Origin of the sequence: Massilia sp. BHUDP2, assembly GCF_046236355.1 — a bacterium.
GTDB classification, from domain to species: domain Bacteria; phylum Pseudomonadota; class Gammaproteobacteria; order Burkholderiales; family Burkholderiaceae_D; genus Telluria; species Telluria varians.
On record NZ_JBJUVW010000003.1, the window covers coordinates 119,877 to 135,095 of the forward strand.

Genomic DNA, 15,219 nt, shown 5'->3' on the forward strand with positions numbered 1-15,219 from the left:
CGTATAATTCCGTCGGTAGAAGCACGATAATCCCGCTTGAAAGCGTCGTCCAAGACTAAGTTGGTATCACTTCGATACCTGGGAGGTATGATGTTGGAACTGCGTCACCTGCGTTATTTCGTCGCCGTGGCGGAAGAACGCAACTTCACCCGGGCGGCCGAGCGCCTGCATATCGCGCAGCCGCCGCTGAGCCGCCAGATCCAGCAGCTCGAGGAATACCTGGGCGTGGCCCTGATCGAAAAAGGCACACGTCCACTGCGCCTGACCGAGGCCGGCCAGTTCTTCCTGGCGCATGCCAAGCCCCTGCTCGACCAGGTGCGCGACCTCAAGAGCATGACCCAGCGCGTGGGCAAGGTGGAACGCATCATCAACGCCGGTTTCGTTGCCTCGACCCTGTACGGCCTGCTGCCGGACATCATCCGCCGCTACCGCGCGGCGCATCCCGAGGTGGAGGTGGTCATGCACGAGATGACCACCGTCGAACAGATGAAGGCCCTGAAGGAAGGCCGGATCGACGTCGGTTTCGGGCGCCTGAAAAGCGAAGACCCGAGCATCCGCCGGATCCTGCTGCGCGAGGAGCGCATGGTGCTGGCGCTGTTTCCCGGCCACCGCCTGGCCTCCGGCGACGCGCCGCTGCGCCTGGTGGACCTGGTGCACGAGCCGCTGCTGGTCTACCCGAGCACGCCGCGCCCGAGCTTCGCCGACCAGGTGCTGGGCCTGTTCAGCGAAGCCCACCTGACCCCGGACCACGTGGTCGAAGTGCGCGAACTGCAGATCGCGATGGGCCTGGTGGCGGCCGAACAGGGCCTGGCCATCGTGCCGGCCAGCGTGCAGGGCATGCACCACCGGAACGTGGTGTACCGCCCCATCGAGGACAAACACGCGTTCTCGCCGATCTTCTTCAGCGTGCGCCACATGGAGCGCACGCCGGAGCTGGAGCAGATGCTGGCGGTGATCTACGAGATCTACGACGATTACGGGCTGCCGCACACGAAAGAGACTTTGTAGGGTGGGCAAGTCCCTTGCCCACGCGGTGATCGCCAGGAGCTCCGATGTCGTGCCGGATGATCTTGCCGCCAGCTATCACCGCGTGGGCGGGAAAACCCGCCCACCCTACGAACATCAAAACGAATGGCGCAGCCCCGCCATGACGCCGTTCTGCGCGCCTCCCGGCGCCACCGTGCCGCCGAGATCGAGGCCCACGGCGGCCAGGCCGTCGTTGTCCATCCGCCCCACCGCGCCGTACACCGCGGTGCGCTTCGAGAACGCATAGGTGAGCCGCGCCACCGCCATCTTCGTATCGTCCGCCGAGCGCTTGACGTCCTTGCGCGCCACCTGCGCATCCAGGGTCAGGCCGGGCGCCAGCGGATGGCTGATGCCGAGATAGACCAGGTCGGATTCGGCGACGCCGGTAGCGGCGTCGAGCTTGCGGTCGATGATGCCGGCGCCGACCTTGGTCGCGCCCAGCATGGCGTAGCCGTTGACGGTGACGCGCCGGTCGAAGCGCTCGCTGCTGGTGAGGCCGCCGGCGGCGCCGGCGTTCCCGTACAGCTTGTCGTAGCTCACGGTCGCCCCGTACGCCGCAGCGTCATAGCCGAGCAGCGCCGTCACCTGGCGGCAGGCCTTGCTGTTGCCGACCACCTCGCCGCCGCAATTGGTGGCCGAGGGACCGCCGGCGGCCGAGGCGTCGCGCCCCAGGCTGTAGGTGGCGCCCACGGTGAAGCCCCCGAAGCTGCCCAGGTAGCCGACCGCATTGTCGCTGCGCGCATTCGGCAGGTAGAGGTCGATGCTGCTGATCGAGAACAGGTTCGGTCCCAGCACGTCGCTCTTTGCGGTGGCGAGGAAAGTCATGTTGAGGATGCGTCCGACCTGCAGCGTGCCCCAGTTTCCCTTCAGGCCGATCCAGGCCTGGCGCCCGAACAGCCTCCCGCCCTGTCCCGAGACGCCGCTGTCCGGGTTGAAACCGCCCTCCAGGGCGAACACGGCGGACAGGCCGCCGCCGAGGTCTTCGCTGCCGCGAAAGCCGATGCGCGAAGGCACGCTGCCGGACAGCGCGGAGACCTTGGTAACGCCGTTGCCGGCGGTGTCGGCGTTGGTGGTGCGGGACACGGCGGCATCGACGATGCCGTAGACCGTGACTTGGGCATGGGCGGCGCCGCCGCCGCACAGCATGGCGGCAAGGGCGGTGGCCAGGGGAAGGCGTGGTATTGCTTTCATGCATGTCTCCTGTAGTCGGTGTGCATGGGCGTGCGCGGGCCGCGGCCAGGCGCGCTATCGTTGGAATGGTAAGCCCGGCCGCCCGCGCGGCCGGGAGATGGATCAGGCCTTGCCCGGTTCCGCCAGCGGGCCGCTGCGCAGCGCCGGACGGGCTGAGGCCGAACGGCCGTGGCGGATGCAGGCCACGGCCACCGCTGCGATGGCGGCGGGAATGGCGATCGCGAGGAAGTTCTGCTGCAGCGGCAGGGCCATGCCGACCAGGGTGCCGATCACGATCGGCGCCAGGATCGCGCCGCTGCGGCCGACGCCCGAGGCCCAGCCGATGCCGGTGGAGCGCACCGCCATCGGGTAGAACTGGCCGGCATAGGCATAGGTGACGATCTGGGTGCCGATGGTGGAGGCGCCCGCCAGGCCGACCAGCAGGAACAGCACCGGCGTCGAGACCTTGTAGCCCAGCAGCGTGATCGATACCGCGGCCAGCAGGTACATCCCCACCAGCACGTACTTGATGTGGAAGCGGTCGGCCAGCCAGCCGCCGCCGACCGCGCCGATCACGGCGCCGAAGTTCAGCACCAGCACGAAGGTGAGGGCCGAGCCCAGACTGTAGCCGGCGCCGGCCATCAGCTTGGCGAGCCAGGAGCTGAGCGCGTAGACCATGAACAGGCACATGAAGAAGGCGATCCAGAACATGATGGTGGAAAAGCCGCGGCCATCCTGGAACAGCCGGCCGATCGGCGCTCCTTGCGCGCGGTCGGCCACCGGCAGCGTGTAGCTGTCGTCCTTCTGCACGCGGTAGCTCGGCTCCATGCGCACCAGGATCTCCTGCAGCTCGGCCTGGCGGCCCTGGCGGATCAGGAAAGGCATCGATTCGGGCAGCTTCTTCAGGATGAAGGGAATCAGGATCACCGGCACGCCGGCGGCGATGAACACCGACTGCCAGCCGTAGGCTTCGATCATGCCCTTGCCCAGCAGGGCGGCGAGCATGCCGCCCACCGCATAGCCGCTGAACATGAGCGTGACCATGGTGGAGCGAATGCGCTTGGGCGAATACTCCGTCATCTGGGCCACTACGTTCGGCATCACGCCGCCGATGCCGAGGCCTGCCAGGAAGCGCATCACGCTGAAGGTGTACGGGTCGCCGGCGAAGCCGGCGGCCGCCGTGAACACGCTGAACAGGGCCAGGCAGATGACGATCGCCAGGCGCCGGCCGATTTTATCGGCGATGGTGCCCAGGAAGATGGCGCCGAACATCATGCCGAACAGGGCCGAACTGACCATGAAGCCGGCGCTCTGGGCGGTGACGCCCATCTCCTGCATGATCGAGGGCAGCGCGATCCCGGCCACGGCCAGGTCGTAGCCGTCGCAGATGATGATGATGGCGCACCAGGCGAGGATGCCGAAGTGGAAGCGGTTGAAGCGGGCCTCGTCGGCCAGCTTGTGCACGTCGATGTGTCGCATGTTCTTGTCTCCTGTCGTTTGTGGGTGTTATTTGTTACGCGGGCCGTGCAGCACCCGGCAGGCCACCATCCCGATGACGATGCCCCAGAAGGCCGAGCCCAGGCCGAGGAAGCTGGTGCCGGAGGCGGTGGCCACGAAGGCGATCAGCGAGGCTTCGCGGTGGTCCTGCGCGGCGACCATGGCGCCGAGGTTGGCCAGGATCGGCCCGAGCAGCGCCAGACCGGCGAGGGTCATCACCAGTTCTTTCGGAAAGGCCGCGAACAGCATCACGATCGAGCCGCCGAACAGTCCCGCCACCAGGTAGAAGACGCCGTTGGCGATGCCGGCGATGTAGCGGCGGCCCGGATCCTCGTGGGCTTCGCGCCCGGTGCACATGGCGGCCGTGATGGCGGCGATGGCGATCGTGATGCCGCCGCTGAAGGCGACCAGCAGCGACACCAGGCTGCTGGTGGCGATGATCGGCCGCACCGGGCTGTCGTAGCCCGAGGTTCTCAAGACCGTCATGCCCGGCAGGTACTGGCCGGTGAGCGTGACCAGCACCAGCGGCAGGGCCAGGCTGAAGGTGCTCGACCAGGACCAGGCTGGCTGGATGAATTGCGGCAGCGCGAGTTCGAAGGCGAGCCCGCCGACATCGGTGCTCCCGCCGGCCCAGGCGATGACGGCGCCGGTGGCCAGCAGCAGCGCGATGCAGTAGCGCGGTGTCGTGCGCTTGAAGACGAGGTAGGCGGCGAGCATGCCCAGCACCAGCACCGGCATGGTCTGCAGGCCGGTGAATGCCTTGAGTCCGAACGGGATCAGGATGCCCGCCATCATGCCGCTGGCCACCCCGGGCGGCACCCAGGCGGCGACCCGCTCGACGCAGCCGGACAGGCCGATCGCGAGCAGGATCACGGCGGCCGTCAGGTAGGCGCCGACCGCCTCGTTCAGCGACAACGCGGGAAACAGCGTGATCAGGAGCGCGGTGCCGGGCGCCGACCAGGCGGTGATGACGGGGATTTTCAGGCGCCAGCTGAGGAAAATGCCGGCGACGGCCGCGCCGATGGAGATGCCCCATACCCAGGAGGCGAACATCTCGTTCGAGATGCGCGCTGCCTGGGCGGCCTGGAAGAAGATCGCCAGCGGGCCGGAAAACGAGACCAGCACGGCCAGGAAGCCGGCGACGATCGCGGGCAGCATGGAAGCCGTGGAAGCTGCTGCGCCCTGCGTTGCGGACAGCGCGGGAATGGCTTCGCCCGCGCCACGGCTGTGATGGCCCTGACCCTGCATGCTGTCTCCGTAATCGTTTTTTCTGGAGAAGCGCCGTCGTGGGCGCTTCATGCATTGCAGAGTAGTCAGGCCCGGGATGTCAGTCCAACACTGATTTGGTATGCAATCGATACCTCAGGGGTATCAGCGCCACGAATCGAAAATCCGGGTTCATGGGGCTGTGATATGGTCATTGTGACCATTCAAACCGCTTGATCGAAGGAGGAAGGATGAACCGCTTCAAGGACAAAGTCGTACTGGTGACAGGCGCAGCTTCCGGCATCGGCCTGGCCGTGGCCCGCCGCTTCCTCGACGAGGGCGCCCGCGTCGTGATGCTCGATATCGACGAAGCCTGCCTCAAGGAGTCCGCTGCCACGCTTGCGCAAGACCGCATCCTGGTGCAGGTGGGCGACACCGCCGACAAACAAACCGCGGCCAGCGCCGTCAAGGCGGCCCTCGAGAAGTTCGGCGGGCTGCACGTCCTGGTCAACAACGCCGGCGTGGCGACCGAGGGCGACATCATGGCGACCAGCGAGGAAGACTTCGAGCGCGTCATGGCGGTCAATGTGGCCGGCTACTTCCACATGGCCAAGGCGGCAATGCCCGAGCTGGTGAAGACACGCGGTTCGATCGTCATGACCTCGTCCGTGTCGGGGCTGGGCGGCGACTGGGAGCTGTTCGCCTACAACACCTCGAAGGGCGCCGTCAGCAACATGGTGCGCGCGATGGCCATGGATGCGGCCAAGGATGGGGTGCGGGTGAACGCCGTCAATCCCAGCTTCACGGTATCCCGGATGACCGAGGACATGGTGAACGATCCCGAGCTGGTCGCCGAATTCAACAAGCGCTTGCCGCTCGGCGCGCCCGAGGATCCGGAAGGCGTTGCGGCGGCGATGGTGTTCCTGGCGAGCGAGGATGCGCGCCTGATCACGGGGGTGAATCTGCCGGTGGATGCGGGCTTGATGGCTTCTAACGGGCAGCCGCACCAGTAGGTCTTGCGTTGGGCTGTGGCTCAGGACAAGCGTTGCAAACGAAGGGCAGCTATCGTCCGGAACGGGCCTTCTACAAACAGTTCTGACCAAGCTAGCGAGGCTTATCGGCGCGCGTACGAACGAGCTGAGATAGAACCTTGACGTCGTAGGCAGCAATTTCGATGGGTTGTGCCATATCGTGAGGAGGCAGTTGCGTCTCCGACTGGTTTCGGTAAATCAGCCACTGCCGCGCCGATACGACCTGGCCTCTGGATCCATTCCATTTCTCAACGACGTAGGTCGCACATGTACTGTATGTATCGAAGACCAGCTTGTCGCCCGGTCTGGCGCGTCCCTTGAATACGCGATCGACCATGAAGCTTGTCCTTTCGCCCGCCACATCGATTTCCATATGCGTCTTCTTCACTTTTTCGGCACTGAGAAGTGTAACCAGCATCACCGAATCGACACTTTCGAAGCGCTCGCGAACCCGCTTTTCCGTCTTTGCATAGTGTTCACGCGGTGCTGGGCCACACGCAAGGGCAGGAGCGACGCTCCAGGTCATCGCCAAAACAACAACAACACGAAAAAATCGATTCATGGTGGTAAGTACGAAGTTTAGTGTATGGAATCGTAGACCGACCGGGGGCTTTATTGTGTCCAGTGTAGATGCTCGTTATTGCTGGAGCAAACTGGGAATGCTGCCAAGTACGCTAATTTTTCCGGCATTTCCCCGCCACCGGCGCATGCTGCCCCATCAGCTCCACGATCCAGTCGATGAACACCCGCAACGCCTTGCCCAGGTAACGGTTGGGCGGATAGGCCACATACAGCGGCATCGGATCGATCCCCCAGTCCGCGAACAAGCGCACCAGATCGCCCCTGGCCGCATGCTCGCGCGCCATGTAGTCGGGCAGCCACAGCACGCCCAGCCCCGCCACGCCGGCGGTCAGGTAGGCGTTGCCATCGTCGATCGCCAGCACGTAGCGCCCGCCGATCTTCACCGTCTCGCCGTCCCTGTGCATGGCGTAGGGCAGGCCGTTGGCCCAGCGGAAGCGCACGATGCGGTGGCGCGGGTCCTGCAGCTCCTTGGGGTGCAGCGGCGTGCCGGCCTGCGCCAGGTAGGAAGGCGCCGCGTACACGCCCAGCTGCAAGTCGCCGACGTGGCGCGCCACCAGCGACAGGTCGGACACCTGGCCGCCACGCACCACGCAATCGACGTTCTCGCCGATCAGGTCGACCTTGCGGTCGCTGGCGCCGAGGTCGAGCTGGATCTCCGGATAGCGCGCATGGAAGGCCGGCAGCGCCGGCACCAGGATCATGTTGGCGAACGGACTGGGCACGTCCACCCGCAGCAGGCCGCGCGGCGCCGTCGACGAACCGGGGAGGTTGTTCTCGATGTCGTGCAGCTCGGCCAGCAGGCGCACCACACGTTCGTAGTAGGCGGCGCCATCGGCGGTGACGTTTACCTTGCGTGTGGTGCGGTTGAGCAGCTTGAGGCGCAGGTGGGCTTCCAACTGCTGCACCAGCTGGGTGACGCTGGTGCGGCTCATGCCGAGCGTCTCGGCCGCCTTGGTGAAGCTGCCCGCCTCGACCACCCGGACAAATGCCCGCATGCCGTCAAACCTGTCCATGTCGCCCCCGCTTGAAAATTGTACAGATTATACAAACAGTCTTGACGCGATTTGATGGTTTATCTGTGCAAATCAGAGCCCTACAGTGCAGGCATCCACCAACAGCAAGGAGTGCCTTGATGACTACCCGTGACGTCGTTTTCCCCGCCGGCCGCCAGGCCCTGTATGAGAAGAACCGCTATTCCCCGGCCGTGCGCTCGGGCGGCTTCCTGTTCGTATCCGGCCAGGTGGGCAGCCGCGAGGACGGCTCGCCCGAGCCGGAACTGGACGCCCAGGTACGCAGGGCCTTCCAGAACCTGAATGCCGTGCTGGATGCGGCCGGCTGCACCTTTGGGGACGTGGTCGACGTGACCGTCTTCATCGTCGATCCGGAAGCGAAGTTCGAACGCATCTGGGAAGTGGCGCGCGAATACTGGGGCGAGGCCCCCTACCCCAACATCACGGCGGTCGGCGTGACCTGGCTGTACGGCTTCCAGTTCGAGATCAAGGTCGTCGCCAGGATTCCCGATTGAGGTTTCAGGCAGCCTTGCCCGCCACGTACTGCTCATAGCCACGCGCCCGCAGCGCGCACGCCGGGCAGGTGCCGCACCCGTGGCCCCAGGCATGTGCTTCCCCGCGCTCGCCCAGGTAGCAGGTATGGGTATCGAAGCGAATCAGGTCCACCAGCGCGTCGCCGCCGCAATCCTGGGCCAGTTGCCAGGTCTGGGCCTTGTCGATCCACATCAGCGGCGTCTCCACCTTCAGGCGCGTGGCCATGCCGAGGTTCAGGGCCACCTGCAGCGCCTTCATGGTGTCGTCGCGGCAGTCCGGGTAGCCCGAGAAGTCGGTCTCGCACATGCCGCCCACCAGCACGTTCAGGCCGCGCCGGTAGGCCACCGTGGCCGCCACCATCATGAACATCAGGTTCCGGCCCGGCACGAAGGTGTTCGGCAGGCCGTTTTCCTGCATCGCGATCGCCACGTTGCTGGTCAAGGCGGTATCCGAGATCTTGCCGATCAGGGACAGGTCGATCATGTGGTCCTCGCCCAGGCGCGCATCCCAGTCCGGCCTCAATGCGCGCATCTTCGCGAGCAGCGGCAGCCGTACGTCCAGCTCGATGGCGTGGCGCTGGCCATAGTCGAAGCCGATTGTCTCCACGCGCGCATAGCGCTGCAGCGCCCACGCGAGGCAAGTGGTGGAGTCCTGGCCGCCGCTGAAGAGGACGAGGGCGCTGTCGTTGGTTTGCATGATCGTAGTCCGTGGACGGAAGAAACCGCGAATTCTGGCATAAAAGAGACGCTTGCGTGAACCGGCATTGGCCGCACTGCTGGGCCAAGAGTCCGTCATCGTTTTTGCCAATCCGTTAAGATTGCCATGAATTTTATCCACGGAGTGTTATGTTTCCTGCAAGATCGATTCCGCGCCGTTTGCGCCCCCTGCCCCGTCTCCTGGCCGGCATGGGCGCATTGCTATTTGCAACGACACTGCACGCACAAGGAATCGATTACCAGGTCCGCATCGACGCCCCGCGCCAGATCGAGAACATGCTCGAGGAAAACCTCGACCTGATGCGCTGGCGCGGCAACTCGCGCGTGGATATGGAACAGCTGCAACGCCTGGTCAAGGAGGCCCCGGAACAGGCCAAGACCTTCATCGCTACCGAAGGCTATTACTCGCCCAAGATCTCGGCCGGCCTGGATACCAGCGGCGGCCAGCCGGTGGCGCGCATCATCGTCGATCCGGGCCCGGCCACCGTGGTCGGCGACGTCGACCTGGTGCTGCAGGGCTTCGCCCCGATCGACGAGGGCAGCGTCCCGTTCGACGCCGGCGCCCTGCGCCAGCGCTGGTCGCTGCCGGTCGGCGCGCGCTTCCGCCAGGAGGACTGGGAAGCCGCCAAGCGCGGCCTGCTGCGCGAAGTGTCGCAGACGCGCTTCCCGCGCGCCCGCCTGGTGGAAACCAGCGCCACCGTCGACCCGGAAGAACGACGCGCCCTGCTGCGCGTGGTCATCGACAGCGGCCCGGAAATGCGCTTCGGCGAGCTGCGCATCCGCGGCCTGAAGCGCTATCCGCGCGAGGTCATCACCAACCTGAACAAGATCAATCCGGGCGACCAGTACAGCGAGGCGGCGCTGACCGCCCTGCAGTCGCGCCTGCAGGACACCGGCTACTTCAGCAGCGTCGAGGTCAGCGCCGACATGCGCCAGGTGCTCAACGCCGAGCTGCAGGAACTGAAGGAAGGCGACGACGACGCGGACGCCAACCCCGCCACCCCGCAACCGCCCACCGGCCCCACCGTGCTGCCGGTGCTGGTGCGCGTGGTCGAGAACAAGCGCAAGAACGTCGAGGTCGGCGTCGGCTTCTCGACCGACACCGGCGCCCGCGTCCAGGCCAGCTACGACGACCTGAACGTGCTCGGCAAGCGCATGAAGAGCGACCTCATTTATGAACAGAAGCGCCAGACCGCGCGCGTCGACTTCTTCTGGCCGACCACGCCCAAGGGCTACAACGACAGCGTCGGCGCCGGCGTCGAGCGCAACGACGTGCGCGGCGAGATCACCACCCTGGCCACGGTCGCGGCGCGCCGCCAGTGGGGCTCGCCCCTGCTCGAACGCAGCCTGACGCTCGAAGCGCTGGTCGAAAAACGCGAAGTGCCGCCGAGCGAACCGACCACGACGCGCAGCCTGCCGCTCACCTACGCCATCACCAAGCGCAAGCTCGACAGCCTGATCCAGCCCACCAACGGCTACGTGCTGCAGGGCCAGCTGGGCGGCGCGCTGCTGCCGATCCTGACCGACGAAAAATTCCTGCGCCTGTACCTGCGCGGCCAGTTGTTCAAGCCACTCGGCGAAGCCGGCACCCTGGTGCTGCGGGGCGAGTTCGGCGGGGTAGCGGCCAAGGAAAAACTGGGCGTGCCGTCCACCTTCCTGTTCCGCGCCGGCGGCGACCAGTCGGTGCGCGGCTATGGTTACCGCGAACTGGGTGTGCGCGAGAACGGCGCCATCGTCGGCGGGAAGTACCTGCTCACCGCAAGCGCCGAATACCAGTATTTCTTCCGCCCGCCCTGGGGCGTGGCCGTGTTCTATGACGTCGGCAACGCCGCCGACAAGGTCGGCGACCTGAAACCGAAATCCGGCTTCGGCGTCGGCGCGCGCTGGCGCAGCCCGGTGGGCCCGATCAACGTCGACCTGGCCTACGGCCATGCCGTGAAAAAGGCGCGCCTGCACTTCTCCCTGGGATTCACCTTCTGATGGACACGAACGACAACACCCCGACCCAGGCGCCGGCACCAGCACCGCACAAGCGCCGCTGGCCGCGCCGCGTCGCCATCGGCGTGGTCGTCACCGGCGTGATCGTCGGCGGCACGCTCTGGTACCTGGGCCGCGAAACCACGCTGCAGATGATCGCGCAGAAGGTCGCCGCCTCCACCGGCGGCAAGCTCACCCTGACCGGCGTGCGCGGTTCCCTGTACGGCGCCATGTACATCGAACGCGCGGTGTGGCGCACCGACGAGCAGCTGGTCGTCGCCAACAAGATCAACCTGCACTGGTCGCCCGCGCAGATCGTCTCGCGCGGCATCCTGGTGGACAAGCTGCACGCGGCCAACCTGCGCGTCGAGACCCTCAAGGAAACCGAAGAGCGCTCGCCGATGCCGGCGAAACTCGCGCCGCCTTTCACGGTCTCGATCGACGATGCGCGCCTGAACCGCGCCACCTTCGTCAACCAGGGCGCGGAAACCCACATCGACAACATCCGCCTGCGCGTCGAGGGCAACAAGCAGCGCTGGCAGCTACGCGACGCCGCTGCCGTGACGCCCTGGGGCATTGTTGCCGGCGCCGGCAGCATCCAGGCCCAGCGCCCGTTCAAGCTGGACGCCACCGCCAGCCTGACGCAGTCGCAGGCGAAAGCCGAAGGTGGGGTAACTTCGCGCGCCGCTCAGCTGCGCCTCAAGCTCGGCGGCGACCTGCAGACCACCCTGGTCGACGCCACCGGCCAGGCCGGCCGCGCCGTGGGCGACGCCCATTTCGTGCTCTCGCCCTACGCCGAGATCCCGCTGCGCGAAATGCGCATCAACGGCCGCAACGTCGACCCGGGCTTCTTCAACCCGGCGCTGCCGACGGCCGACCTGACTTTCTCCATCGCCGGCAAGCTGGACGACAAGCGCAACATCAGCGGCCGGGTCGACATCAGCAACGACGGCCCGGAAGGCACGATCGACCAGCAGCGCCTGCCGCTGCGCCTGATGCGCGGGCAGCTGGGCGGCAACCTGGACGCCCTGCAGGTGTCCGACGTGCTGATGGATTTCGGCGCCGCCGGCCGCTTCACCGGCACCGGCGGCGTCCAGCGCGACAAGGACGAGGAAGGCCTGGGCACCGCGCGCTTCACCCTGCACACCGACCGCTTCGACCTGAAGGGCATCTACTCCACCATGAAACCGACCGCGATCCGCGGCGACATCCAGGTGACGAATGCCGGCGATACGCAAACCCTGCAGGCCAACCTGGCCGACAAGGCGCTGCGCCTGGCCGCGCTGGCGACGCTGCAGAACAACGTGGTGACGGTGCGCGAAGCGCGCCTGTCGAGCGGCAGCAGCCAGGTGGACGTCAGCGGCAACATGAACCTGCTGGACGACAAAGCCTTCAAGGCCAGCGCCAATGCCAACCGCTTCAACCCGGCCGATTTCGGCGACTTCCCGGCAGCCGACATCAACGCCAGCGTCAACGTGGCCGGTGCGCTCGCCCCGGCCTGGCGCGTCGATGCCGACTTCGCGGTGCGCCGCAGCCGCCTGATGAACCAGGCGCTGTCCGGCCAGGGCAAGCTGCACGCCGACGCCAAGCGCATCAGCGGTATCGACGCCAACCTGGCGCTGGGCCAGAACACGGTGGCCTTGAACGGCGCCTTCGGTGGCCCCAATGACCGCCTGCAATGGCGCGTCGACGGACGCCAGCTGTCGGCGCTGCGCAGCGACCTGTACGGCGCCGTCACGGCAAATGGCGTCGCCACCGGCACTATGGCCGCGCCGCGCACCACTTTCGAGGTGAATGCGAATGGCCTGGGCTGGGTGGCCGCCCAGCGCAAGAATGCGGGCGGCAGCCTGCGCGCCAGCGGCGAAGCCTGGCTGGCCGGCGCCGAAGGCGCGCGCTTCGTGGAAGCGAAGATGAGCGGCGCGATGCAGCGCTTCAACCCGGCCGCCTTCGGCTCGCCCCTGGCCGGCTCGATCAACGGCGCTTTTGACGCCAGCGGCCGCAGCGGCGCCGACTGGCGCGGCGCGGTCGACCTGCGGGTGCAGGACTCGACCTTGTCGAGTTCGCCGCTGTGGGGCCACGCGAAGCTCACGGCCGACCGCCGCCACGTCTCGAATGCCGACGTCGACCTGCACGTGGGCGCCAACGTGCTCGCCGCCAAGGGCAGCTTCGGCGCGGCCAGGGACCAGCTGGACTGGCGCATCGACGCCCCGCAGCTGGCCGCGCTCGGCCCCGACTTCGCCGGCGTGCTGCGCGGCCAGGGCACGCTGTCCGGCACCATGGATGCGCCGTCCTTCAGCGCCGCGCTGGAAGGCCAGAACCTGCGCCTGCTCGGCACCCACAGCATCCGCGCCTTGCGCGCCAACGCCAACCTGGCCTCCGGCCGCGGCGCCAACGACGCGCTGGCGACCGACATCCAGGTCACCGAATACGCCAGCGGCGACACCCGGGTGGCGTCGGCCAGCCTGAAGACCGAAGGCACCCGCGGCGCCCACACCCTGCGCGCGGCCGCGGTCGGCGACGCTTTTGACGCCAACCTCGAGGTGCGCGGCGGCTTCGCGCGCGACACCTGGAGCGGTACCCTGGCCGCCCTGCAGAACCGCGGCCGCTACGCGATGACGCTGCAGGCGCCGGTGCCGCTGCGCATCAGCGGCGCGCCCGGCAGCGGATTCATGGGCCTGGCCAAGCCGCAAAGCATCGCCTTCAACGGCGCCGTGATTCGCCTGCCGGCCGGCAGCATCACGGTCGACTCGCTGGTGAAGAACGGCCCACGCTGGGCCAGCCGCGGCCATGCGGACAACGTACCGCTCACCTACCTGTCGCAGTTCTCGCCGGCCATCCGCGACAACGCGCGCGGCGACCTGACCCTGGGCGCCAAGTGGGAACTCGACCTGCGCACCGCGACCGCCACCGGCGGCGCGCCGGCGCTGGACGGCATGGTCCACGTGTTCCGCGAAAAGGGCGACGTGATCGCCGGCGGCGACCGCCCGGTGCCGCTCGGCCTGCGCACTTTTGAGGCGCGCGCCGATGTCGTCGGCAGCTCGCTGAAGGTCGGCCTCGACCTCGACGGCGCCCGCACCGGCAGCGTCGAGGTCGACGCCACCGCCCAGTTGCTGCAGGGCCGCCTGGACGGCGACAGCCCGCTGCGCATGACGGCCAGGGCCGACATGGGCTCGATCGCCTGGCTGGCTTCGTTCGCCGGCCAGTCCGGGCTCGAGCTGGACGGCGCGTTGCGCCTGGCCCTGACTGGATCCGGCACGATCGGCACGCCGCGCCTGGACGGCAGCGTGCAGGGCGACAAGCTGGCGGTGCGCTGGCCCGAACAGGGCGTGCGCCTGCAGAACGGCGAGCTGCGCGCCAGCCTGGCCGGCGACCAGCTCCAGCTGCAGCGCCTGTACTTCCAGGGCCGCCAAGGCAGCGCCTCGGCCGACGGCTTCCTGCGCTTCTCCAGCGGCCTGGCCGCGGCCGACCTGCGCCTGACGCTGGACAAGCTCGAAGCGCTGTCGCGCCCGGACCGCACCGTGGTCCTCAGCGGCAAGGCCTCGCTGGTGCGCGACGCCGAGCGCTTCGCGATCGAAGGCAACGTGCGCGCCGACCGCGCCCTGATCGAATTCGCGCCGCAGGGCCGGCCGACCATGTCCGACGACGTCATCGTGCTGGGCCAGGGCGGCACCAGGCCGCAGCCCTCGAACAGGAAGGAAGAACTGCCGCTCACCATCGACCTGCGCGCCGACCTGGGCGAGGAATTCAGACTGCGCGGCCTGGGCATCGACGCCACGCTGGCCGGCAATGTGCGCATGCGCAAGGTCGGCGCCGGCGCGCCGCGCGTGAACGGCACCATTCGCGCCGTTGAAGGCGATTACGCCGCCTATGGTCAGAAGCTCGAAATCCGGCGCGCCGTCATCACCTTCAGCGGCCCTTACGACAACCCGGCGCTCGACGTGCTCGCGGTGCGCGCGCGCCCCGAGGGCGAGCAGCTGTCGGACACCAACGTGGAAGCCGGCGTGCAGGTGCGCGGCACGGCCCAGGCGCCGGAAGCGCGGCTGGTGTCCACGCCCAACGTGCCGGACAGTGAAAAACTGTCCTGGCTGGTGCTCGGCCACGGCATGGAAGGCACCAGCGGCAACGAGAAGGACGTGCTGGCGGCGGCCGCCGGCGCCCTGCTCGGCGGCAAGGGCGGCACCGGCGGCATTACCCAGAAGCTGGCGACCTCGCTCGGCGTGGACGAACTGGGGCTGAAGCAGGCGAACGGCGGAAACGGCGGCCTGGCGGACACGGTGGTGACGGTCGGCAAGCGCATCTCGTCGCGCACCTACCTCAGCTTCGAGCAGGGCGCGACCACGGCCTCGAGCCTGGTGCGCCTGCGTTACAAGTGGACCCCGCGCATCACGCTGCAGTTCCAGACCGGCACCAATACCGCGCTGGACGTGCTGTACGCCTGGGCTTTCGACTGACAGAACTGGACGCAACCGG

General features: G+C 67.4%; 11 protein-coding genes. 5 read left to right on the forward strand and 6 right to left on the reverse strand.

Features of this window, described 5'->3' with window-relative positions:
* Positions 1 to 93 precede the first annotated feature (93 nt).
* Entirely contained in the window at positions 94 to 1,008 is a 915-nt protein-coding gene (locus ACK6C6_RS17320; RefSeq protein WP_027865642.1) for a LysR family transcriptional regulator, read from the forward strand.
* 114 nt (positions 1,009 to 1,122) lie between these two features.
* Here the strand turns inward: ACK6C6_RS17320 and ACK6C6_RS17325 are convergent, their stop codons facing one another.
* From ACK6C6_RS17325 to ACK6C6_RS17335, 3 genes are all read right to left on the reverse strand, one after another.
* Complete coding sequence (locus ACK6C6_RS17325) at positions 1,123 to 2,217, reverse strand: porin (protein WP_409268428.1); 1,095 nt, start codon at positions 2,215 to 2,217, stop codon at positions 1,123 to 1,125.
* Between the two features lie 102 nt (positions 2,218 to 2,319).
* Complete coding sequence (locus ACK6C6_RS17330; RefSeq protein WP_409268429.1) at positions 2,320 to 3,675, reverse strand: MFS transporter; 1,356 nt, start codon at positions 3,673 to 3,675, stop codon at positions 2,320 to 2,322.
* Positions 3,676 to 3,702: 27 nt separating this feature from the next.
* The gene (locus ACK6C6_RS17335) at positions 3,703 to 4,941 is read right to left on the reverse strand and encodes a benzoate/H(+) symporter BenE family transporter (RefSeq protein ID WP_409268431.1); all 1,239 of its coding nucleotides are present in this window, start codon (positions 4,939 to 4,941) and stop codon (positions 3,703 to 3,705) included.
* Between the two features lie 209 nt (positions 4,942 to 5,150).
* Here ACK6C6_RS17335 and ACK6C6_RS17340 point away from each other — a divergent pair, with 209 nt between their 5' ends.
* Positions 5,151 to 5,912 (forward strand): SDR family NAD(P)-dependent oxidoreductase, encoded by a 762-nt coding sequence (locus ACK6C6_RS17340; protein ID WP_409268432.1) that lies wholly within the window; start codon positions 5,151 to 5,153, stop codon positions 5,910 to 5,912.
* A gap of 91 nt (positions 5,913 to 6,003) precedes the next feature.
* Here ACK6C6_RS17340 and ACK6C6_RS17345 read toward each other — a convergent pair whose 3' ends face one another.
* Together ACK6C6_RS17345 and ACK6C6_RS17350 are read right to left on the reverse strand one after the other, a co-directional pair.
* Positions 6,004 to 6,492 carry a hypothetical protein gene (locus ACK6C6_RS17345; protein ID WP_209589233.1) on the reverse strand — a complete coding sequence of 163 codons (489 nt, stop codon included), beginning with the start codon at positions 6,490 to 6,492 and terminating at the stop codon, positions 6,004 to 6,006.
* A gap of 112 nt (positions 6,493 to 6,604) precedes the next feature.
* On the reverse strand, positions 6,605 to 7,525 hold the full coding sequence (locus ACK6C6_RS17350) for a LysR substrate-binding domain-containing protein (protein ID WP_409268433.1): 921 nt from the start codon (positions 7,523 to 7,525) through the stop codon (positions 6,605 to 6,607).
* A gap of 119 nt (positions 7,526 to 7,644) precedes the next feature.
* On the opposite strand from ACK6C6_RS17350, the gene ACK6C6_RS17355 reads away from it, so the two are divergent.
* Entirely contained in the window at positions 7,645 to 8,037 is a 393-nt protein-coding gene (locus tag ACK6C6_RS17355; protein ID WP_409268434.1) for a RidA family protein, read from the forward strand.
* A 4-nt stretch (positions 8,038 to 8,041) separates the two neighbouring features.
* Here the strand turns inward: ACK6C6_RS17355 and queC are convergent, their stop codons facing one another.
* Positions 8,042 to 8,752: a 7-cyano-7-deazaguanine synthase QueC gene (queC, locus tag ACK6C6_RS17360; protein ID WP_036208570.1), complete on the reverse strand. Its 711-nt coding sequence runs from the start codon at positions 8,750 to 8,752 to the stop codon at positions 8,042 to 8,044.
* Between the two features lie 149 nt (positions 8,753 to 8,901).
* Between queC and ACK6C6_RS17365 the strand changes: the two genes are divergently transcribed.
* Together ACK6C6_RS17365 and ACK6C6_RS17370 are read left to right on the forward strand one after the other, a co-directional pair.
* Complete coding sequence (locus tag ACK6C6_RS17365) at positions 8,902 to 10,752, forward strand: autotransporter assembly complex protein TamA (protein WP_409268435.1); 1,851 nt, start codon at positions 8,902 to 8,904, stop codon at positions 10,750 to 10,752.
* Positions 10,752 to 15,200 (forward strand): translocation/assembly module TamB domain-containing protein, encoded by a 4,449-nt coding sequence (locus ACK6C6_RS17370; RefSeq protein WP_409268436.1) that lies wholly within the window; start codon positions 10,752 to 10,754, stop codon positions 15,198 to 15,200. The genes ACK6C6_RS17365 and ACK6C6_RS17370 overlap by 1 nt, the downstream gene beginning before the upstream one ends.
* The last annotated feature ends 19 nt before the right edge of the window (positions 15,201 to 15,219 follow it).

What these genes read in the sequence shown, in the direction of transcription:
- ACK6C6_RS17325 (WP_409268428.1), bottom strand. Translation starts at nt 2,217, where the DNA reads ATGAAAGCAATACCACGCCTTCCCCTGGCCACCGCCCTTGCCGCCATG.
- ACK6C6_RS17330 (WP_409268429.1), bottom strand. Translation starts at nt 3,675, where the DNA reads ATGCGACACATCGACGTGCACAAGCTGGCCGACGAGGCCCGCTTCAAC.
- ACK6C6_RS17335 (WP_409268431.1), bottom strand. Translation starts at nt 4,941, where the DNA reads ATGCAGGGTCAGGGCCATCACAGCCGTGGCGCGGGCGAAGCCATTCCC.
- ACK6C6_RS17340 (WP_409268432.1), top strand. Translation starts at nt 5,151, where the DNA reads ATGAACCGCTTCAAGGACAAAGTCGTACTGGTGACAGGCGCAGCTTCC.
- ACK6C6_RS17345 (WP_209589233.1), bottom strand. Translation starts at nt 6,492, where the DNA reads ATGAATCGATTTTTTCGTGTTGTTGTTGTTTTGGCGATGACCTGGAGC.
- ACK6C6_RS17350 (WP_409268433.1), bottom strand. Translation starts at nt 7,525, where the DNA reads ATGGACAGGTTTGACGGCATGCGGGCATTTGTCCGGGTGGTCGAGGCG.
- ACK6C6_RS17355 (WP_409268434.1), top strand. Translation starts at nt 7,645, where the DNA reads ATGACTACCCGTGACGTCGTTTTCCCCGCCGGCCGCCAGGCCCTGTAT.
- queC (WP_036208570.1), bottom strand. Translation starts at nt 8,752, where the DNA reads ATGCAAACCAACGACAGCGCCCTCGTCCTCTTCAGCGGCGGCCAGGAC.
- ACK6C6_RS17365 (WP_409268435.1), top strand. Translation starts at nt 8,902, where the DNA reads ATGTTTCCTGCAAGATCGATTCCGCGCCGTTTGCGCCCCCTGCCCCGT.
- ACK6C6_RS17370 (WP_409268436.1), top strand. Translation starts at nt 10,752, where the DNA reads ATGGACACGAACGACAACACCCCGACCCAGGCGCCGGCACCAGCACCG.